19 protein-coding genes and 2 pseudogenes are annotated in these 21,738 nt (G+C 47.3%); 4 read left to right on the forward strand and 17 right to left on the reverse strand.

What is annotated here, in order from left to right:
* Positions 1-24 precede the first annotated feature (24 nt).
* From DUT67_RS17450 to DUT67_RS17500, 11 genes are read right to left on the reverse strand one after another with little or no spacing between them, the layout of a single operon-like run.
* Complete coding sequence (locus DUT67_RS17450; protein WP_113627686.1) at positions 25-1,419, reverse strand: DUF4832 domain-containing protein; 1,395 nt, start codon at positions 1,417-1,419, stop codon at positions 25-27.
* 38 nt (positions 1,420-1,457) lie between these two features.
* Complete coding sequence (locus tag DUT67_RS17455; protein WP_113627687.1) at positions 1,458-1,865, reverse strand: hypothetical protein; 408 nt, start codon at positions 1,863-1,865, stop codon at positions 1,458-1,460.
* 23 nt (positions 1,866-1,888) lie between these two features.
* Complete coding sequence (locus DUT67_RS17460) at positions 1,889-2,992, reverse strand: glycosyltransferase family 4 protein (RefSeq protein ID WP_113627688.1); 1,104 nt, start codon at positions 2,990-2,992, stop codon at positions 1,889-1,891.
* A 1-nt stretch (position 2,993) separates the two neighbouring features.
* Positions 2,994-4,205, reverse strand: coding sequence for a glycosyltransferase family 4 protein (locus DUT67_RS17465; protein WP_113627729.1), 1,212 nt, complete (start codon positions 4,203-4,205; stop codon positions 2,994-2,996).
* Between the two features lie 9 nt (positions 4,206-4,214).
* Positions 4,215-5,204, reverse strand: coding sequence for a glycosyltransferase (locus DUT67_RS17470; protein ID WP_113627689.1), 990 nt, complete (start codon positions 5,202-5,204; stop codon positions 4,215-4,217).
* A complete protein-coding gene (locus DUT67_RS17475; RefSeq protein WP_113627690.1) occupies positions 5,197-6,579 on the reverse strand; it encodes a capsular biosynthesis protein in 1,383 nt (460 codons plus the stop codon). Before DUT67_RS17475 ends, DUT67_RS17470 begins: the two co-directional genes overlap by 8 nt.
* Positions 6,576-7,787: a lipopolysaccharide biosynthesis protein gene (locus DUT67_RS17480; RefSeq protein WP_113627691.1), complete on the reverse strand. Its 1,212-nt coding sequence runs from the start codon at positions 7,785-7,787 to the stop codon at positions 6,576-6,578. The genes DUT67_RS17475 and DUT67_RS17480 overlap by 4 nt, the downstream gene beginning before the upstream one ends.
* Positions 7,788-7,800: 13 nt before the next feature.
* Complete coding sequence (locus DUT67_RS17485) at positions 7,801-9,933, reverse strand: polysaccharide biosynthesis tyrosine autokinase (protein ID WP_113627692.1); 2,133 nt, start codon at positions 9,931-9,933, stop codon at positions 7,801-7,803.
* Between the two features lie 2 nt (positions 9,934-9,935).
* Positions 9,936-10,493, reverse strand: a complete 558-nt coding sequence (locus DUT67_RS17490; protein ID WP_113627693.1) for a polysaccharide biosynthesis/export family protein — start codon at positions 10,491-10,493, stop codon at positions 9,936-9,938.
* A 1-nt stretch (position 10,494) separates the two neighbouring features.
* Entirely contained in the window at positions 10,495-11,781 is a 1,287-nt protein-coding gene (locus DUT67_RS17495) for an outer membrane beta-barrel protein (protein ID WP_113627694.1), read from the reverse strand.
* Complete coding sequence (locus DUT67_RS17500; RefSeq protein ID WP_048258959.1) at positions 11,771-13,162, reverse strand: undecaprenyl-phosphate glucose phosphotransferase; 1,392 nt, start codon at positions 13,160-13,162, stop codon at positions 11,771-11,773. Before DUT67_RS17500 ends, DUT67_RS17495 begins: the two co-directional genes overlap by 11 nt.
* A gap of 566 nt (positions 13,163-13,728) precedes the next feature.
* On the opposite strand from DUT67_RS17500, the gene DUT67_RS17505 reads away from it, so the two are divergent.
* Positions 13,729-14,466, forward strand: a complete 738-nt coding sequence (locus DUT67_RS17505) for a hypothetical protein (RefSeq protein WP_189339487.1) — start codon at positions 13,729-13,731, stop codon at positions 14,464-14,466.
* 181 nt (positions 14,467-14,647) lie between these two features.
* On the opposite strand, the gene DUT67_RS17510 is transcribed toward DUT67_RS17505, so the two are convergent.
* Together DUT67_RS17510 and DUT67_RS17515 are read right to left on the reverse strand one after the other, a co-directional pair.
* Positions 14,648-15,127 (reverse strand): hypothetical protein, encoded by a 480-nt coding sequence (locus DUT67_RS17510; protein WP_113627695.1) that lies wholly within the window; start codon positions 15,125-15,127, stop codon positions 14,648-14,650.
* A 288-nt stretch (positions 15,128-15,415) separates the two neighbouring features.
* Positions 15,416-15,585: pseudogene (locus tag DUT67_RS17515) on the reverse strand (IS5/IS1182 family transposase); the annotation flags it as partial.
* Here DUT67_RS17515 and DUT67_RS17520 point away from each other — a divergent pair.
* Positions 15,586-15,663 (forward strand): annotated as a pseudogene (locus tag DUT67_RS17520) (XRE family transcriptional regulator); the annotation flags it as partial.
* Here DUT67_RS17520 and DUT67_RS17525 read toward each other — a convergent pair.
* Together DUT67_RS17525 and DUT67_RS17530 are read right to left on the reverse strand one after the other, a co-directional pair.
* Positions 15,655-16,851 carry an MFS transporter gene (locus DUT67_RS17525; RefSeq protein WP_223254593.1) on the reverse strand — a complete coding sequence of 399 codons (1,197 nt, stop codon included), beginning with the start codon at positions 16,849-16,851 and terminating at the stop codon, positions 15,655-15,657. The pseudogene DUT67_RS17520 and the gene DUT67_RS17525 overlap by 9 nt on opposite strands.
* Entirely contained in the window at positions 16,839-17,366 is a 528-nt protein-coding gene (locus DUT67_RS17530; protein WP_113627697.1) for a GNAT family N-acetyltransferase, read from the reverse strand. Before DUT67_RS17530 ends, DUT67_RS17525 begins: the two co-directional genes overlap by 13 nt.
* 98 nt (positions 17,367-17,464) lie before the next feature.
* Between DUT67_RS17530 and DUT67_RS17535 the strand changes: the two genes are divergently transcribed.
* The gene (locus DUT67_RS17535) at positions 17,465-18,373 is read left to right on the forward strand and encodes a LysR family transcriptional regulator (protein WP_113632072.1); all 909 of its coding nucleotides are present in this window, start codon (positions 17,465-17,467) and stop codon (positions 18,371-18,373) included.
* Complete coding sequence (locus tag DUT67_RS17540) at positions 18,373-18,879, forward strand: GNAT family N-acetyltransferase (protein WP_113632073.1); 507 nt, start codon at positions 18,373-18,375, stop codon at positions 18,877-18,879. The genes DUT67_RS17535 and DUT67_RS17540 overlap by 1 nt, the downstream gene beginning before the upstream one ends.
* A 770-nt stretch (positions 18,880-19,649) precedes the next feature.
* On the opposite strand, the gene DUT67_RS17545 is transcribed toward DUT67_RS17540, so the two are convergent.
* Both DUT67_RS17545 and DUT67_RS17550 read right to left on the reverse strand, forming a co-directional pair.
* Positions 19,650-20,798, reverse strand: coding sequence for a methyltransferase (locus DUT67_RS17545; RefSeq protein WP_223254594.1), 1,149 nt, complete (start codon positions 20,796-20,798; stop codon positions 19,650-19,652).
* 303 nt (positions 20,799-21,101) lie between these two features.
* Positions 21,102-21,689, reverse strand: a complete 588-nt coding sequence (locus DUT67_RS17550) for an NAD(P)H-dependent oxidoreductase (protein WP_113627701.1) — start codon at positions 21,687-21,689, stop codon at positions 21,102-21,104.
* Between the last annotated feature and the right edge of the window lie 49 nt (positions 21,690-21,738).

The raw sequence follows: 21,738 nt of genomic DNA on the forward strand, positions 1-21,738 counted from the left end.
GAATATCTATTCTTAATTCCGTGCTCAGCGCACCGTTACCGTGGAAATTCGATACCAACCGTCAGCCTGCTTGCCCTCGTTGGCGAGATTAATTCGCGATACACCCTTTGCGTCCAGCATCGCCATGTCAATATTATACTGCCCGGCAGGAAGCGCTTCCGGCATCGCCAATTGGTAGACGAAGGTATGCTGCCCTGGCAACCAAGTGCGGATGTCATCAGCCGTTTTTCCCATACTCATTACGGTGTTGGCATCATTCACCACACGATAGGCCACATCATATTTCAGGTAAATGGGCGCTACGCCGTCGTTAAACCACTGCTGGTTTAACGTCAGGCTCTGCCCTTGTGCCAGTTCAGACTCATGAGTTAACGAGGCCAAACGGAAACGATAGCCGAGTTTGGTCAGCGCATTATCCACAATGTCCCGATATTCCGTCGGCACGCTGCGCGATTTCAGATTAATGGTGCTGGCGTGCTGTGCCAGCGCCCAGTCAAAGGCCACCTGCACTTGCGCACGAGTATAGTGCTGCACGCTCTGCCACTCCGACATATGACCACAGATTTCCAGACTCACCGGCGCACGTTGCCACGCAGAGCTAAAATTGGGATAAAGCGCCTCCGCGTTTTGCAGCCGCTGCGGGTAATCATCTTGCATGTGGCTCCATGTGGTCGAAAAATTATGCCAGTCTCCCCAGCAATCCGCGCGCCATCCAGCGCCTTGCTTCACTGCGCTGACCAACGTGTCGCCGCCGTTAATGAGCATAATTTTTGGGCTGTTGGGAAACGCGGCAAAATACATTTCCACGTATTTATCCAACTGGGCTGACGTGTAGCGTTCAATCAGCGGCGTAATGGTCGGGAAATTGGTGTTGTGCCACTCGCCCCATGACCCCACCAACCCAATATCGATATAAGCCAAATTCGAATTACCGTCATAGCGCTGCCCAAAAGCATTAAGCAAACGCTGGCTGTATTCGATAAACACCGGGTCGTCCAGATCCGGCACAAAGGTTTTTTTGTCCGGCGTCCATTCGCCCTTGATGCCTTTTTGGATCAGCCAGTCAGGAATCTCCGAACCACTGGCAGGCTCATCAAGCGCCATAAAGCGCAACCCCACGTTCATCGGTGGTTGATGCTGGCTAGCCAGTTCGAAAATAGCGTCCACGGCTTGAAAATTATATTGGCCTTCTGCTGGCTCAAGTTCATTCCAGTACAAACGATCATATTCAATGCCGGTGTCGGGATAATCAGCCAGCGACAACGTTGTACCATTACCCTTGTTAAAGCTGGCGACGCCAGTACCTGGGTTCGTTAGCGGGCCAGTTAGCCCTCTGGGGGTGACGGTCGTCATCACGCCATCGGCCACACCCAATACAGAAAATAGCAAACCTCCTACAGCGATAATTTTACAATGCACTTATGACTCCTTATTTCCACATCAGTAGAAACCGGGGGTCAGTGATCCTTCAGGCTGAGCCACCAATCCCAAACTCCTAAGTGGAAATGTGGGAAAATATCAATACCCAAGGCAGACTTAATCATGTAAAGCATCAATAGCGCCGCAAGCATGCAGGACAAGCCAGTAAACAGGATCAACGCAGTCAGCAGTATGCGAAATAGCGTTGACTCTTTGCGTGGACGCTTGCGGTGATCCAGACCGAACAAAAAAACGAAGTAATAGCGCCTGTTCAAAAAAGGGAAACTCTTACGCACGTCGACCCAATGCATTGAAGATGCCGTAATCGACAGCACCGCCTGCTCAACGGCCAGCCGCTGTTCCGAGGTCAGTTCTGTATCGGTTTTTCCATCAAGGGCTTCATAGAAGCGCTCAATGACTAACGGGCGTTTATTCGACTCACTCACTATTAGCCTATTGATCTATCGACTCATTCATTTACTGCGGTGTAAACAGCCATCGTTTGTTCCGCGATTTGTTGCCAATTATACCGTTGTAAATATTCAGAGTAATCAACAGATAACGATTTAGAGCGCAATGTGATTTTTTCGGATAAATCCGCCACATCTCCTACATTGAAATACGTTTCTGGCGCTAATTTCACCTCCAGATTGGCTGGAATATTGCTGACCACGACAGGCAATGAGAATGACATGGCCTCCAGCAACGCAATGGGTAACCCTTCGTGATATGAAGACATCACAAAGAGTTTAGCCTGTGAAAAAACAGTTTGTAGTTCCTGGCCGGTTAAAAATCCGGTCAGGATCACATTCGGGGTTTCATGGGCTAACTGTTTTAATCGCATGCTATACGCAGTGGGGTGATCGGCATCGCCAACCAAAACCAGTGGCATCGTGACGCCCGATTGCCGATAGGCCGCAATAAGATCATGCAGGCCTTTTTCTTCCACGAAGCGGCCAACCGCAACCAAATAGTGTTGTGGCTGAAGAGAAAAACGCACCAATGTTTGATGGATAACGTCCGCAGTAAGTCGCTGGGGTAGATTCACACCGTTATAGATAAGATGGGCATCATTGCGGCCATATTTCTGCTTGATCATATTATTAATCACTTCGGAGATCACAATCACTTCATTGGCATATTTCACGGCAACCTTTTCACCCAGCAATAAAACTTTCTTTGCCAGGAATCCCCATTTATGGCGGTCATAGTCTGGGCCATGATGAGTAAAAACCACTTTTTTACCCAGCAAACGCAAAAGCGGCACCACCAGACCTGGACCAATAGCGTGAACATGCACCACCGTGGACTGATCAAAGCAGGTGATAAATGCTGCCAGCACCGAATGAACGATAGCCTCTAATGAACGCTTTTTCGGCGACAGTAAAGCGCGAGTCATCACGCCTCGATATTGTGATTTTTTATAATTCACATAAGGTGAGCGTGCGAGAACGCAAATATCCACGTCGAATTGCTGTTTAATCGTCGGATATAAATTTTGGCAATGTGTTTCCACACCACCCAACACGTTTGGAATACCACGTGTTCCCAGAACGGTAATTTTCGTAGTCATATTATTTTTCGATTACTATTTCTCGATAAAGCGCCAATAGAGATTCTGTGTGTTTATGTAATGAATATTTTTCGCGAAGACGTTGGCGCGCATTTAATCCCATTTCTCTGGCTTTTTGCGGATTCAACGCCAAGTCATCCAGCACATCGACTAATGCCTGCACATTGCCGGGTTCGAATAAAATGCCGTCTATCTTATCGCGAATTTGTTCAGGTATACCGCCAATACGCCCGCCTACCACCGGTTTAGCGAATGCCATCGACTCCAGTACCGACATTGAACAGTTTTCATAGTATTCGGAAGGTACCACCACCGCGCGTGCGTATTTAATCAGCCGGTTAAGTTCTTCGCCCTGCTGTTTATAACCCAGGAATTCCGCATGCGGAAATTGCGCGACCAAATCGTTATACAGCGGCCCGCTGCCCGCAATTTTTAACGGAATTTTATTCCGCATTTGCTGATGCGCCCTGGCAAGCGTAGCAACGCCTTTCTCCCGACTCAGGCGACCAATAAACAGCAAATAACCGTCGTCTTTAACATCCTCCACCGACAGGCTGTCATTAATACCGTTAACAATCACGTCAATACGAACATTCGGCAGCTTGCGCATTAATTGGTTACGCAGAAATTCGCTGGGTGAAACGATCACATCCAGCGCCTGATAATTTTTGGCAATATTCTGCCAGGCACCTTCTAACGAAAGAAGCAGACTTTTCGATGCAGAACCTTGCTGGCACCGATATTTAAAAGCGTTAAATACCGAACCAGTTAAACACGCGTCACAGACTTTGCCATCGCGCAGCATGGTGTACGAAGGGCAGATAATCTTGTAGTCATGAGCCGTTAACACGGTTTTACACCCAAATTGACGGGCAATTTTAATCAACGACGGCGTGAGCTGGTGGTAGATATTGTGAAAATGAACAATATCTGGCTTTTCTTTACGCAATAGCACCAGCAATTTCTTACATGCCTCAGCATTATGAATAAAGTTAACCGCGGTTTTAATTGCCCCAATCGCATTGCTATTTTGATGATAATCCACATTACCGACAAAATAGGGCGCGTAGTCTGACGGGAAGTTATTTTCATGCTGCATAGAGAAAGCGATAACGTCAACGCCAGCCTTTTTCAACATATCAATCTCTTGAAAATAAACCGTTTCAGCGCCGCCCTTAATATAGAAAAATTTATTGACCAATAAAACTTTCATCATACCTGCCTATTCATGAATAACCTTGCTGCTTGGTGGTGTCATAGGGTCGCGCACGGGTCTGGTTAACCCTTTTATCAATCCCGCAGAAAACACAGCCAGGTTCATCACACTCTGCCCCCCGTTCAGCAGTGAACGGTTCTTAATCGTTTTTAATACCACAAAAGCGAGTAACGGCAGCAACGCGATGCCAATAACAGCGGCGTTAAACGTCAATAAACTCATCAACAGCACCAGCAAATAAACCGCAAAAACTGCCTCGTTTTTAACGATATGCAATGCCTCACGGAAATAAGGCATCCCCCATGCGCTGCGTAAAAGCTCGCCCGGAGCCCAGAGAAAACCGTTCCGCCAACGATATTGCAGCATTTTATATGTTGGCATGGTGTACGACGTGTGACGGAAATAAGGAACATTAAGTCGATGTAATTTATAGTGGGCATAGCGCAGGCGAATGCCTAATTCAGCCTCTTCATAACCATGCAAGCTGCGGTTGGTGAGATAACCTATTTTTTCAATTGCCGAGCGGCGGTATAAGCCCCCACCGCCTAAATGGCCACAGTCGCCCAACGGATATATTTTATGAAGCCGCTGTTTACGTGATGTAAACTCATAGTTCGCCGCGCCATCCATCTCTACCGTTCCAGCCACGCCGGCGTAATCAGGGTGTGCGGTTAAAAATGCGATGCCCTGCTCAATGAAGCCATCTTCCAGCTCCATATCGCCGTCCATTAGCAGCAAATAATCCCCCTGACTGTACAGGTAACCAAGCTGATGCCCCACGCCGCAGCAGCGTTCGGACGGTTCAGTCAGCGACACCACGGTAACGCCTTTGGCGCTGGCAAGCTGCTGAGTGTTGTCGGTTGATAAGCTATCGGCAACAATGATTTTATGGGGGTAATCCACAATATGGCGACGAATACTGTCGATGGTTTTTCCGATGCATTCCGCCTCATTGAATGTCTTAATACTCACTGAAATAAAAGGTTTATCACTCATACAGTTTTCCGATATAACGGCGGACAGAATGGCGAATCACCAGACTTGAGCCCAGAGATAAATAAAATAGGAATTGCAGCATGGGAATAATCATCAGGATCTGGCTATAAGGCAGACTCAACAGGCACCCAACCGCAAAAACGTTAAAGGCCGGAGAAAAACTCAGCAGTTGCAGATCCTGTTGGTCTAATTTATTACGATCTAGTCCCGGCTTTGGCTGCGTAATGATTAAGATATAAATAATTAACCCGATGAAAAATAGCGTTCCAACCACGCCGACTTCCCATAGCAGCACACTTAATGAAGTTGAATCAATGATCAGGTTATAGATGATATTCAAAAAGCCGGGAGAGACAGCGCTGCCGCTATTTGTCGCATTTAATCCATAGCCAAACAACGTGCCGGAGATCCCCCACATATCGTGATTTTTCAGCCAGAAAAATAGCGTAGTAAGACGCCCAAGTTCACCGGATTCCATAATGTAGCTGGTATCAAAAATATAATTCAATGAATCCAGAAATACGCTCATCGCGCTTTTCGTCGGGTCGCCACCAAACGCCGAGGAGTAACCCGAGGCCAAAATGGTAATCGCTACGGTAATCAGCAACGCCGTGCCGGTGAAAATAAGCAAAATCGCTTTCAGGTTTACGCTATTCATGCCTTTGATGTAGCTCGGCATTAACCAAACCCAGGCCAGTAATAACGGCGATACCAGGATCACAAATTTCACTTCCCCCAGGATACACAAGCCAAACCCCAGAACAATATGCAGCGCCGTGGATTTAAACGACGTCAAACCATGTTTAAATTCCGAGACTTTCAGCAGCATAATCAACAGGCAGAACAACCCCATCGCCGCAGTATTTCCCCCGCCCATCGGGTCGCCACCGAAAGTGCCGACGACCGAGTCCCATTTTTCGTCTTCTCCCCGCAATGCCACCCGCCGCGGTAAAACAAACAACACCTGATAAATCACCACCGGGAACTGCGCGTAGAACACCCAATACAAACTGCGGGTCACGCGATAAATCTGTGATTCGCGGCAAAACCCCAGCAGCAGGCAAAGCATCATCAGCGACAATGCAACCTCGTTTTTAAACCCAACGATAGCGACGGTTATTCCGCCCTGTAAAAGGGTAGATAATCCCGCCATCGCCAGAAAAGAGAGGTAAAGCGTGAGAACTATCAATTCCTGCGTATCCAAATGCAATCTATCGTAGCGAGTCTGCATAATCAGCAACCCCACCATGTTCAGCGCCAAAATAAAGGGTAACCACAGCACCGCCAACAAACCGGTGAAATACTGCGTCAGTCCGCAGAATACCAGCGTGATAACAACATAAACCTGTAGGTAAAGCCCTGTATTCAAGATCATGGTTCTGTCATCATATTTTTCAGCCCATTAGCACGTTTGTTTACTTTGAGATAAATAAACGCGTAACGTACAAACGTCAGCACAGAAAAAAGAATTATTGATGTGGCATAGTGATTATAAAAATAAGGCACAATCACAAATGCGATTACTACCACACTCAACTGTTCTAATTGAATACGTAAAAAATAGCGATGAGAACCAAATATTAGTTCAATCACCGTCAGCGGACACACCGCCAGCGCCGGAAATAAATAAGGCAACATATAGCGAGAGGTTGGAATAGAGTTAATCCATTCCTCGCTAAAAAACAGATGCATCACCAACGGATAGAAAATAAACACGCCTAGCGTGCAGACCACCCCCGACATCAATAATACCAGCCGGACTTTTTTGAACTCATCATAGTTGAAACGTTTATTTCTGAAATCGGTAGACCAAGTTGAAAAAATAGAATGACGCACCGCATTGCCGATAATCACCACCGGAGACAAACAAAAACGACTCACCACCGAGAAATACCCCGCCGTCAATGCGGAAAACCAAAAATTAATCAGCATAACCGGCAAATTATTATTAACCATCGCCAGCACTTCGGCGCTGCCAACGCGGGTGAGATGATGAGCATGCTGATGAAAGAAAGCCCTATTACGTTGCAGACTAAAATGTCCAAACGTAACGGTGCGGATATTGAACGAGAACAGAATACAGCCGCTAATCAGCACCATCATGGCGCAGGCCCAGGACCAATAAAACGCGGTGGTATGTGAAGTGAACACCAGCGAAAGCACGACCACCACCGAGACGGCGAGTCGCTGAAAGGCCAGAAAACGGTAGTTACCCTCGCGCAGCGACAAATTCTCCGAGATCAGCACCAGTGCATAGGACAGCGTGAGCAGATAGAGAAAGAACACATTTCGCTGAAACAGACATGCGGTCAACATTGCATAGGGCACTGCGATAAGCAGGCTTTGTAGTGTGCTGAACACCACACTCTGCGCCAGTTCACTGTCTTGCTGTTTCGGAATCAGCAGTTGCGATGCAAAGGTACAGACCTGCGCCCCCACCAACACGATGCTGTAACTCAGCGCGTAGATCCCCACCTCGGCCATGTTGTATTTATGCGAAATCAGCCAGATAGACAGCGCGCCAATCAGTTGTGAAACCACCGATGAACCCGCAATGGTAGAAACGCTTTTTAGTAAACTCATCTTTTTAATAAACTCACAGGTGACCGGTACTGTCGATTAGTGCATTCATACTATGGTTTAGGGAACGTATCCCCTCTTTGGTTTCGAGGTTTTTATCCGCAACCCGATTCATTACCGCGCCAATCAGCACCGCGCGGTGCTGCTTAACTTTCTCAATGGCATTAAGCACATCACCCGTACGCCCCTCGCCGGCTTTCAGCACAAAAACCACGCCGTCTATTACCCGGCTAATGAGTTGACTATCCTGCGTTTGATTCACCGCGGCCACATCAACGATTATTCGCTGATAGCGAGTTCTCAGCTCGGCCATCAACGTCACGACATGTTCGGACGACAGCATCAGTAAAGAAGACATCAAGGCATTACCACGCGGCAGGAAGCTTAAATTTTCACTGATTGTCACCAGTGCGACATCCAACGGTGATTGCCCTTGCAGCAGTTCCGCCACACCGATAGCGGAAGGGGGCGCCAGGTCTTGCGTCAGCCCGCCGTCGTTAAAGAAATCCAGGTCGATAAGCAGCGTTTTTTGGTCAGCGCTGAAAGATGTCGCCAGCAAATGCGCCAGCAACGATCGCCCTTCGCCATGCTCTGCCGAGTTGATGGCAATGGCCTGGCAGGATGGATGCGATAACAAAATGTGGGTTCGCATGCTGTGGACAATATCGACGTACAGCGGTGCTTTGGTGATCAAACGCACAACCTGTGAGCGCTTCACGCCACTGGCGAAGATGCGAATTTCCCCCACCGGCGCCACATTCAGGCGCTTTTTCATCTGGCTGATACTGTTGATTGAATTATCCAGCGCGGCTCTCACGATGAAGTAAACCACCGAGAAAATCAGGGTTAGCATGACAACCATCACCAGCAGCATCGCTTTATTAGGTTTCGACGGGTGGTCCGCCGGTACAGCAGGGTCGTAAAGTACCGCGTCCGGCTCTAAATAGTTACCTGCCAGCGTCTGCTCTTTGGTGCGCTGATAGAGCGCCTTATACAGCTCTTTTGTTTTATCCAACGCGGTGATCAGGTTATTGTATTCATCACGTTTAGACGCTAGCGTTTGGAAATCCGCTTTCTGTTTCTCCAGCAGTTGCTGATAATATTTTTCATCCCTCAACGCCGCCTGATACTGCTTATTCAGCCCCGCTTCCAGTTCGAGTAACACGGTGTGGGTTTGCTCTTCAATCGCCTGAACCTGGGCTTCGGCTTCTAAAATTTTGGTATGCTTCAGCCCGTAGCGTTTCCGTAACTCGTATAAAGAACGCCGGGCCTGAATTAGCGCAATGCGCAAATCCTGAATTTGCGCATGATTAGAAATATCAGGCAGAGAAATGATGTTTTCCAGCGACGTACCCACATTCAAACGCACGCTGTTGTAATTCGTTTCCGCCCTGATGCGACGTTGGGTGGCATCCGCTAACTTGGTGGTGACGATCCCCAGTTGTTCAGTTTCGAAGCCATCCACGCCGCGGAAAGTCAGCAGCCCTTCTTTCTTCAGAAATTGGTCGATGACGGCCTGTTGCTCGACGACTTGCTGCCACACCTCTTCCATCTGTTTTTGGTTCAACGTTTTGGCTTTCAGTGTCTTGAGGTGCTTTTGCCTGGCCGTATAGTCAATAAATGCCTGCGCCGCGCCGTTAGCGATGTCGGCCGCCAGCTCAGGCGACGCCGATTCGTATGAGATAGTGGCGAGGTGCGTGGTGCGAACGCCAGTGATAGTGAGGTTTGCCACTATCGAATCCAGTGCGTGATCGACCCGCTGTTGCGCATCGCCACGGTTATCCGCGTTTTTGTCTGTACCGCCGTTAAACGCTGGGTTTTGGTCCAGCTTGATGTCCCGCACGGCTTGTTCCAGCACAATACGCGACTGCATCAACGCATACTGGGTTTCGTAATAGCCACTACGGGTGGAATCATAACCATCGACCTGCGGCAAAGGCGAAACGTTATCCTGCTGTGCTTTAAGCAGTACCGTTGCGGTCGACACATATTTGGGCGTGATCATGTTAATCAGCGGGTAAGCCACTACCACCACAATCAGGCCGGCCAGCACGATCTTCCAGCCGTTCTGTTTGATCTCTTGGGCAAATCTGGAGACATCGATGATGCTTTCCAGTTTTCTGCCATTTTCCACGATAGACAGACTCATGGTCAGAAAAAGCTCATACCGACAATCACGGTATCGCCAGGATGAACGACACGTCTTACATCAACATTTTCAATCAGTTGATTGCTATTCGATAGACGAATACCCACATCCTTGCGGTCTGCGCGATCGGTAAATCCGCCGGCCAGCGCCAGCGCTTTTTCAACGGTTAAGCCCGGCTCGTAGGCATACCCGTTCGGTTTCTCGACTTCACCAGTGATATAGAATTTCCGGAACTCGGCGATGCTGACCGTCACCATCGGATTTTGCAGATAGTCGCCGCGCAGGCGATTAGCCAACTCCTCGCCCACCTGCTCTGGCGTTTTCCCTTTCAACACCAGTTGACCAATGTAGGGGAAGGTAATCGCGCCGCTTTTATCCAGCATGAACTTCATCGTCATCTCCGGCTCGCCGTACACCAGAATATTGACAACATCGCCTTCACCTAACTGATAACCGGTGGTTTCACTTTCAGGTTTGTCCATTTGCCGCTGGCTCGACAGGGAGCATCCTGCTAGCCAGACGCTGAGGCACAGAAAAATGCACAGTTTTATTATTTTCACGTTAGATCTGTACCTTAGCCGTAAACATAATCAGAGAGTTATCACGGCCCAGCATTCTGACGACCTGGCGATCGCCGTTAGGGCCAATAAAGAAAGAATCGCTATCTTGATTGGAACGTAGCGTGTTCAGTTGATACTTTAATTCAACGTTAATAGAGGGCCTGAAGTTATAATTCATGGCGAATGTGAACACCCTGTTTCTGTCTTTACGATCTCGCGGGTAATTCTTGTAAACGTCCGTCAGGTATGAATAGTCAAACGTGGTGGAGAAACGATCGACGAGCCAAAAGTGCTGATAAGAGATGCCGTATTTAGAAGCCAGGATATAGCCGCCGATTTCTGACGGGTCTTTGATATGCTGCGATGTATGTACGGTAAAAATGGATTGTTTAAGTGGTTTCCACTCGGTCTGAATATCCCAGTTTATCCCGCTAAAATCCCTGGCGTTCGGGTTATTAATGAATGTCTTGTAGAGCCAGGACACATTGGCATCAATACCGGTTTTTCCCGTAAGCTGCGATTTAATGCCGTATTCCAGATAATATTCATCACTATCTTTTTGCGAATCGATTTCATAACGCCGCTGATTACCAATAAAACGGTAGCGAAAGCGCGTTGCCGACGAGTATTGGTCAGATAATTCGGCGATCAAACCGTTCTCGTGCCATTCCTGCCCAAGAACATAGTTATAAAAATCAATATCGGTATTTTTAATATCCTCCGTGCGGCCTAACCGTAGTTTTCTAAACAGCAGCGCGACATCGGCTTTACCGCGCCCTTTCAGCGCGCCATAGCTATAACGCAATTCACTGTTGAAAAGCGCGGTACTCAACGGCGAATGAATACCGAAATCGCTGAACTGTTGTGGTCGAAAACCTTCGGTAATACCGCGCCCACGCACTTCGTGCCCAAGCGCCTCCTCAAGACTGAGCGTTAATCCATGCCTCAACCCGTAGCGCCATGCGCCATTAAAGCGAAAGAAATGGTCAGTGTAATTATCCGCCGGATCGCTGTCGTAACGACGATAATCACCGGAATACATCAACAGATATTGATCCTGATAACGCACGCCAATGGCCTTAATCATTGGCCTGACGCTCTGAAAATGAGAACTCACCGCATCCTGATCATCAGCCTGATAGGTCACGTTATTCTCATGCCCATAGTCCAGCCCCACCTGGCTTTGAAAATCAATACCGGCGACACCGATATGCGATTTCGGCATCAGGTCGGCCCAGGATGTGAGGGGGATTATCATTCCAGCGGCGATGATCAATTCAGTACGCATTTTCACCGATAAAGCCTTTGAAAATGGTTCTAAAGATAATTTTGATATCCAACCAAAGGGACCAACTCTGAATATAGGCAATATCGTAGTGAACCCGTTTTTCCATTTTATCGAGGGTATCCACTTCGCCGCGATAACCATTAACCTGCGCCAAGCCTGAAATTCCAGGCTTCACTTTATGGCGAATCATGTAATTCTCGACTAGCTGACGATACTGCTCGTTATGCACGACGGCATGAGGACGCGGGCCAATAATCGACATCGTCCCTTGCAATACATTGAAAAATTGCGGCAGTTCATCCAGCGAAGTCCGGCGTAAAAATGCGCCAAAACGCGTAACACGCGGATCGTTTTTAGTCGCCTGCGTCACGACGCCGGCGTTTTCCATCACGTGCATCGAGCGGAATTTCCACACTTTGATTTTATTGCCGCTCAGGCCGTAACGATCCTGCTTGAATAACACCGGCCCCCGTGACGTCAGTTTGATACCAATAGCAATCACCAGCAGCAATGGCGAAATCATCAGCGTAATAACGCCACCAATCACTAAATCCTCAACGCGCTTAATCAGCGAGCCAATACCATCAAACGGCGATCTGAAAATACTGATGGTCTGAATGTTATTGATGGAGCGAAACTGCGATACGTATGAGCTGTAGGAATAAAGATCGGGAATGATATAGGTATCTACCGTCGTATCGGACATCATCGACAGAAAATAACGAATGCGTTGTAGCGCAACCATCGGCAGCGCAATATAAATCTCATCCACTCTGCCCGCTTTAGCTTCTTCAACCAGCTTACTCACTTTGCCTTTAAATTGGCTCTTAAACAGATAGCCACAACGGGCTGGGCTACGATCGTCGTAAAAAGCCAATTCTAACTGCATGTTGGCATATTCTTTAAGCAATGCTTTTTCCGCCGCTAACCCACCGGGCGTTAATCCCACAATAGCAATTCGGATCCGTTTTTTAGTTGTAAATTTAAACGTAATTAAACGCGTAATATAGAGACTACATAACGAAATAATATACCAGTACAGCGTTGCGGAAAAATATATATTATCGAATTGATGCAATAGACCCAGCGAGTACAGCGTACCGGCATAATTCCTGACTAACTCCACAAAGATGACCGAAAATAATGCGGAACCCCACAGTCTTCTCTGTCCACCAGGCTGCATATTTTTAAGGCCATGGTGATATAATCCAGTATATTCCCCAATAAGTAAAAAAGAGGTTGAGAATAGCAGACTAATCATAATGACATCATCGAAATCGCCCATCATAAATAGACTAGCGCTGACTATTAACGTCAAGTTTATTGATAAAAAGTCCATCAATTTAATAACAAAAAAATCATTTCCATAGGAAATATTCATCTGATTAGTAGACACTTTTTAATCTTAATCCATTAAGTTTTATTATTAACGCTATTCCGTGCCGGATAATATATCACATAAAAAAAATTTAGAATAACAATCAGATCAATCTTAAAGTTTTTTCAGCAAAACACACAAACTGCTAGTACACGCAACCATAATAATTAACGTAGAAAATATAATTTCTCATATTAGTAATTTCTCTAAATATTTATTTTATTATGATTTAATTTTAAATATTTGTATTCTGTAATTATTCCAATGTAGTAGATAAAGAGTAAATTTTCGCCGTTCAGGCAAGTCTGCTCCTCTGTTTTTTGATTCAATAAGTTGACGTAAAGATCTTTTCCGATGCGTTTTGATTTATCCCTTCGTATCGGGGAATTTGTGGGTCAGATTGCGAGTCATCCAGTTCGACGAACGGGAGTGATCCGTTCGCACCCGAACGTATAAAGATTGCCCTTCACTGACCGATATCTTTATTGTTTTGATGAGAAGCGATGCCCGATACCGGCCCACCGTATTCATCCAACGCCTTAAAAAAACTGCCAGAAGGAAATTCAGGTATGATCAACCAGGTTGGAACCGCCTATAGCACCAGCACACAGGCCGCAGATACCCAGCGCGCGGCAACCCAATCTGCCACTGCGAATAGCGTGATCGTAAATGCCGACAGCCAGACCAAACAAGAGGTGGTGTTTTCCTCTCTGGCGCAGCAATTAAGCGACAGCGCAAATCGTGCTGATGCCGAGTATGCGGGCCTCAGCAGAAAAGAACTCAGCGATAAAGCCACCATGCTGCTCAAAAAAATCACCGGGCCAGATTATGACGCTAAGCGGGCGATCAATAACGCTGAAGTGCCCGATTCTTCCGATCCTGAACGTTTGGGCAGGGCAGCAGACGCCACAAAATTTGTTAATGGTTCCGGAAAGAATCCGTTTGCCGGCCTTTCACGCGATCAGCTTGCTTTAATTACCTATGACGACAGTGGACTCTATACCACCAACGAAAGAAGAGCGGCATGGGAAGAGTCATACGATCAAGAATATGCATGGCGCAAAGAGGTGGTCGCCAAAGCGATGGCGGAATACAACAGTAGCGGGAAACTGACTGGTTTCTTTAGCGAGGTGCTGGACCACTATAAGACATTACCAGCTATCGAGCAGGCGCAATATCCAGAGAACTATGAAGCGAAATTGCAGAAATGGATTGATCTCGATTACAACTACTTTACCAATACCGTAGAAGGTAAAGGATCGCCGGACGATATTCTCTCGCTGCAAGAAAGCCTGAATATATTGTAACAATAGTCTGGATTGTTCGCTGTTGAAATTTGGTTATGTGGAAAAATATGCCGTTGTTGATTAAACCAACGGCATTGCAGCTATATAGCCGTAATATTAATGACATCGCAAAAAATATTCAGGTTTTGAACCCCAATAAAAAATGACGCATCGTTACGATAATGACAATGATGAGATACAATTAGCTCAGTAACGTTACCCAGCCACTGGGGATATCAGTAAAAAACGTGGCTTCTTGTGTGGCAGTCCGTGTGCCAACAATGACGTACAGACTGAGCGCCGGGTTAACGTTGGTTAAAATGTAGTACGGCTTGCGCCCGTACATTATCCCTTGATTTGGCTGCTGCGCGCCCACGCTACCATCGAGGTTGAATTCAAAATACAGGGCATTATCCGGTGCAGTAATTTGATACTTATACTTCCCGTAGGATGCGCCATCCAGGACACAAGAGGTGGAAACAGAGTCACCTTTTGAGTTACTGATAATATAAGCGCCAATATCAGCAAGGCTTTTGAAATTGTTATCTTTAATAATTTTCTGAATATACGCTATTGCCTGGACTGGTGTTCTCCCTCGGCACGACTCTATTTGTGGCTGGAACCCAGCTTTCTGAATTTCCCCAATAGCCCGATTATCCCCGCGATAATAAATAGATGGCATATCTTTATCTCCTCATTAAAATGATATTCATCAGACATACATTTTCGCTATAAACATTTTTAAAAATAACAGCAGAGATAAAAAAAGAAATCCGCCTTTTGGCGTAGACGATTTATCGTGATGGGTTATTGCTGGCGGGGAAGTGTCTGGATTATCCGTGATGATTTAAACGGTAAAAGCATAACGACGCTTTCAGCCGTTATGCTCTTCATTCTGTATATAGTTAACCGATCGTCAGTTGTTCAGGGGCTTTGTTGAATAAACCACTCTAATCTTACGATGGGTCTAACGGATAAGTCCCAGGAATACCTCCGTATCAGTCACGTTGTTCGGGGACAGATGCCGGTGAAATCGAGAACGAGATGGGCAATCTCGCCGCGCGTGGGGTTTTTGAAAGGGATATGGACGGACTTAGCACGTCTGCTGACGCAGGCATAATCAGGACAACGGAGCAGGAGCGTCCCCAATCGTTTATCGCCAAAGTCGAGAACGGGGAAAGAAGGTTAGACATCGTAGAATTTATCCATCTAGTTCGGCACAGCAGAGCCGGAATGACGTCGCCAGAGCACCACAGATATTGCCGTAATGAACAAGGTCAAGATGGTGGAAACAAGCAGCGTGCCCTGTATACCGTACTGCTCCAGCAGCATGGCATATGCAGACGGGGCCAGCGCCGCGAGGAAAAACCCCGGTGACAGCAGTAAGCCTGTTTTGCGGGCGTACCGCTGCGGATCAAATAGCATAAGAGGAAGTAGGGCCTTTACGACCGTGAACAGCCCGTTCACGGCCCCATAAGCCAGAACAAATAAGACTGTCGCAAACGGGGTAACGTTACCCGCAAGACCGACCAGAAAGCAGATCGGCAGTAGGATGCCGATAATAAGATTCAGACGTAGCGCGGAGATTCGTGCGCCAGAAATCACGTCCAGCAGGCGGGCACCCACCTGTCCAACGCCCCAGAGCATGCCAGCCAGGGCAGGCATACCATAAGCGGCCAGTATCTGGGGAAAATGCGTGGATACGCCGGTGGAGACAAAGCTAAGCAGCGCAATCAAGGCGGCATACCACAGGCCGCTAGTGAGTGTTTTTCGATTCTCTGCTGTCGCCGATGCCGGAAAACCAGACAAACCAGCAGCGGGAGGTTTTACCTGATGGCCGGCCGGAACAGCGGTCAGAAAAAGCAAACTCACCAAGCCAGCACAGCCATAAACGATAACGGCATGTCGCCAGTCAGTGACGTGCAGCAGGGCAGCCCCTGCAGGCCAGAACACAGCTGAAGCGAGGCCACCCAGTAGGGTGACCAGAGAGACTGCCCGACGGGCACCTGCACCTGCGGTTTCCACAAGCAGGGCAAACGCGGCATCATACAGGGCAAGCCGCATGCCAGCTCCCATCAGGATCCAGACGGCAATCCACGCGGCTGTTGAATGGATAAAAGCCATCAGAAAACACCCGACGACAATGGCGAGAGTACCCGCCATCATCAATGCTCGTCCGCCAGTACGTGCCATAACGGGCCCGGTCAGCGGTGAAACCAGCCCCATAACCAGCATGGCAACAGTCAGGCCGGAAAATATTACAACAGGAGACCAGCCCGTTTCAGCCATGATGGCGGTTCCGAAAACACCCGGCATGTAGAACGTGATCCCCCAGTTGATAAGCTGCGTCATCCCGGTGCAGAAAACGGTGCGGCCAGTCAGATGCCCGCCTGTCAATCGTTGCACTCTGGAAGCGTGGTATCACCCTGTCCGAGCGTACGCTGCAGGATGACCGTATCGAGCCAGCGCCCGTGTTTGAACCCTACGGATGTGAGTGTGCCAGTGATGCTGAAACCCGCGGCACGATGCAGGGAAAGAGAGGCGGCATTCTCACTGTTACCCACCACGGCTACGAGCTGACGAAAACCACGGGCTTCTGCCCACATGACTGCATGGGACAACAGCCGTTTGCCGATACCCCGCCCTTGAAACGTGGGGTCAATATATATAGAGTCTTCTAGGGTGAAGCGGTAGGCAAACCGTTCCCGGTAAAAAGACAGGTAGCAGTATCCCCGGACCTGTCCTTCATCAACCGCTACAAGCCAGGGCAACCCTGCTGTAAGCACTTTTTTCAAGCGGATGGTCATTTCAACCGCATCCGGCGGTTCGGTTTCAAAAGTGGCGGTGCCATGTAATACGTGGTAAGCATAAATCTGCTGAATCGCAGGAATATGTCGTTCGTCTGCTTCAGTTATTTCCATCGGTATGGTTCCTTTTACTTTCATAAACAGAGACTAACCCGGATTAATATTTTCAGACAGGCCACGGGGCTTATCAGCGGTATAAGGAAAACTTTGATATGGCAACCCTGAACCTCGCTCACCTTACTACCTTCAGGATGGTCATCAGCCGGGGCAGTTTCTCCGGGGCAGCAGAAGCTCTCGGACTGTCACAGCCAGCCGTCAGCCTGCAGATAAGACAGCTGGAACAAGTATTTCAGGCCCGTCTTATTGAGAGAACCAGCCGGGGAATAAGGCCAACGCCTGCTGGAATGACGCTCTCTGAGCACTGTATGAAAATTGATGCAGTGGTAAGTGCGGCGATTGAATCGGTGTCCCTGCATTCAGACGATATAACCGGCACCGTCACTGTCGGTACCGGCGCAACGGCCTGCATTCATCTTCTGCCCCCCTTACTGCAGCAGTTACGACAGATGCATCCTCTGTTGAAAGTGGACGTACGCACTGGCAATACTTCAGATATTGTGCGGGGCGTGGAAGAAAATCGTATAGATATTGGTCTGGTAACACTGCCAGCAGCTGGTAAATGCCTGAGCGTTAACCCGCTGGGTACGGATGAGTTTGTTATCATCATGGAAAAAGATACGTTAGGGCAGAGTGCCAAGCCGCTGTCTCCGGACGACCTTTTGTCACTGCCGCTGATTATCTTTGAACCCGGAAGCGGGACCCGCGCCCTGATTGATGAGTGGTTCCGTTATGCCGGACATGTTGCCTGTCCTGTGATGGAGCTTGGCAGTATTGAAGCCATTAAAAGGATGGTTCGTGCCGGTTTGGGTTACAGCATCGTTCCCCGCATGTCCGTTAGAAGCATGGGAGAAAGGCAGGGGCTCAGCGTGTATTCCATGGTGCCCTTTCTGTACCGGACCCTCGCGACGGTAATGCGGGAGGATCGGATTGTCAGCAGAGGAATAAGCGAGGTGCTGAAAAGACTAAACGGCAGTTTTGCAAAAGATGAGACAAGAACATAATGAAAATTGAGCAATTGAGTACTCTGTCAGAAAGCCATGATGAGTTAGTTATCTTATTGAATGATTGTGTGGAAAGTGGAGCATCGATTGGTTTTCTTGCGCCACTGGAAGCCGGTGAAGCAGAACGCTATTGGCAGGGGGTCGCTGCCGATCTGGCTGAAGGCGATCGTACGTTATTGGTAGCGCGTGAAGCGGAGCGCATCACGGGCGCAGTGCAGATCAGCTATTGTCCAAAGAAAAATGGCAACCACCGTGCTGAAGTAGAAAAACTAATGGTGCATACGGCATTTCGTCAACGTGGCATTGCTCAGCAGTTAATGGCAGAAGTAGAACGCCAGGCGCAGGTCAATCGGCGTACCCTACTCGTCCTTGATACCCGCACCAATGACACAGCCTCCATTTTGTATCGTAAATCGGGCTATCAGGAAGCGGGTCAAATCCCACAGTTTGCTCGCAGCTCCGCAGGTACTCTCGATGGCACAACCTTCTTTTATAAATTGCTATAGAGGCTGCTTCAGGTGAGTTGGTCGAACATTTGCTAATGGTTTCAACAGCCCTCTTTCGCAGGACGAAAGCATAGGGGATTAACGTTCAGTCTGCCGACCGAAGGAATATTCTAATAGTGAGATGTACAAAATGATAAAAGCCCTGACTGTGTTAGCCAGGGCTTTTAAGGTACTACAGATTTAAGATTTAACATTCATTGACTTAATAACATTTTACTACTATTTGTACTGCTTCAAATGTACACGTTTATAACAGATAATATTGGGTACTAAAATTAACTAAACCTCCCCCTATATTTACTGGTTTAAACCCCCTACCAACCTTAGTGGTATGGCAGGTACAGGTACATCCCCCATCGCGATATATACTCTTTGATGCGTGGCCTTACTCATGTTGCGAATGGCTCAATCACCGCCTATCGCAAACAATAAAAATTAAATCATAGCCTTACATCATCGCGCTTTCGTCCCCTTTTGCGATCGTAGATACTGACTACGTGGCCTTAAGCATCATCAAGCGAGAATATTAACGCCTCTCAACATTGATTACCCATACAAAAAATACTTCGTGGCCTTTATCGCAAAACTCTTATTAAAGAACGTGTTCGTTGTCTTTACTATAACAGCAGACTGGAACTTCGCCGCTGTTGATAACCAATTTACGGATTTTAAAAACAGTGTCAATACTGTTTTTAATAACATGTTTTTAATAACAGTAGTCATGAGAATGTCGATATGAAAAACGTAAGAAAATAGGTCTTTTACGCCATTCATTCTAGCAACGCTGTGTTTAATTTAATTTCAACGACCGTGTGGCCGGTTGCTATTTTCTTTGTGCCAACGACTACTAATCCACCTAACGCCAGAATATCTGCCATATCTTTCAATGTCCTGTATCGTGTGCCATCTTGGCAGATAACGGATTGGAAAAGTGCATTCATCAATAATCTTGGTGACGCTTCTTCATGCTCCAGTAGAGGCTCGATGATTAACAGTGTTGAATTTCCAATTGATTTCGCTATTTCTTTTAAGATCTTCAGGCAGAATTCATCATTCCAGTTATGTAATACGTTTTTAAGCAGATAGACATCATAACCAGAAGGAATCGCTTCAAAAAAACTGCCGGGAGTGAAAACCATTCTTTCTTTCAATGCAGGATAGTGCTGTGCGACGCTCTTTTCGCTTCGGCTACAGACGCCAGTCATGTCAAAAAGACAACCGGTTAGATTATGGTACTGCTTTATAAGTTCAGTCAAAATAACGCCGCTACCGCCGCCAATATCAATGACGCTGCCAGTATTTTTAAAAAGTGACGCATATTCTTTAGCCAGTACAGATCCAACCGGGCGCGATAAATCCCGCATGGCAAGATCGTAAACTTCGGCTCGTGATGCGGAGTTTGCCAGGTGCTCATATAGTGTCAGCCCAAACCTCTGCTTAAATCCCGACTCCCCTGTACGGCACGTATGCAGTAATCCATCAAACCCCTGATAGTATTCATTGCCAAATAACATACAGAAACTTTTCATTGAACTGACGTTATCTGACATCAGTAGCGTAGAACATGCGTTATTTTTAATAAAGTTTTCATCTTTCACTTCAAAAAAACCAAATACCTCAAGTACCTTTATGATATCAAAAAGGTTTTTTTCACATGTATGACATGCCTTTGCTAATTCAGAAATGGTTGAACCCTGCTCTTCTATTTTATCTGCTATCCCTATTTCCGCTGCGACACATAATGTTTTTGCAGCTAAAGGCATCATCATTATTTCTGAAATACGTCTTATATTCTCAGCGGAATTCATATCTTTCCCTTTATTATCTGATTTCATAGCGAGGATGGAATGACTATTTAGCACGTCATTTATGGCGATACGCAAAGTATGCTGAAATGAGGCTAAAAAGGTATCATCCATTTGGCCGAGCCATAATCAGCTATTTATGTCTCGGCCAAAAGAAATAAGGAATTATACCCGTAATATTTCAAGCTGCATGTGTGTTGGCTGCGTTCACTCACCCGAATCACTTACCTGAGTAAGCTCATCGGGATTCCCTCGCTTGCCGCGTTACGATGCTCATTAATGAGCATCGCCCTAAAGGGCTAACGCTTCGCGTTATTCAAAACGAACTCGTTTTGTCCTGAAACTCGAATTATTTGGGGTATAAAGCGATATTATTTTAAAAAATAGGCTCTGCTAACAAGCGATCAATAACAGTGATTATCGAAAAATCTTCTCACCAATATGACGTGCGGCATCAATACAGGCCACTGGTGTTCCCAACTCCGGCATCAACAGCATTTCAGACGTCAAGACTGGCGCACCGCAATAGTCAAAAATCCCATGTGCGATCTGCGCATGAAAGGCATCTGCGTAGCCACGCTTTTCGAATGTTCTCTGGTTGGCAGCGCCCAGAGCCACAAGGTGCACCGGTAAATGCCCCAGTTTCTTTATCACACGTCCATCAGCTGTTTCTTCATAGGCCCAACCGTTTGCAAAAACACGATCGATCCACCCTTTCAACAGCCCCGGCATGGACCACCAATAAATCGGGAAGACCAGCACCAACGCATCTGCGTTATCAATACGGGACTGCTGCGCAATAACGTCAGGCGGTGTTGCATCTGTGCGCTGAAAAGCCGCCATATCTGACACAGAAAACACTGGGTTAAAGCCTTCCTGGGTGAGATCTGCGATTTCAAACGTATTTGTCGGGTTTACCCCAACAATCCCTTCCGCGATAGCGGTCGCGACACTATGGGTTAATGAGGTATTAACAGGATGAGAAACGACAAGTAATGCATGCATTCTGGGTGCTCCCTATTGCCATAAAACGACGTCAGATATAGTCTTATAT

It is taken from the genome of Pectobacterium peruviense (genome assembly GCF_003312355.2).
Taxonomy (GTDB): Bacteria; Pseudomonadota; Gammaproteobacteria; order Enterobacterales; family Enterobacteriaceae; genus Pectobacterium; species Pectobacterium peruviense.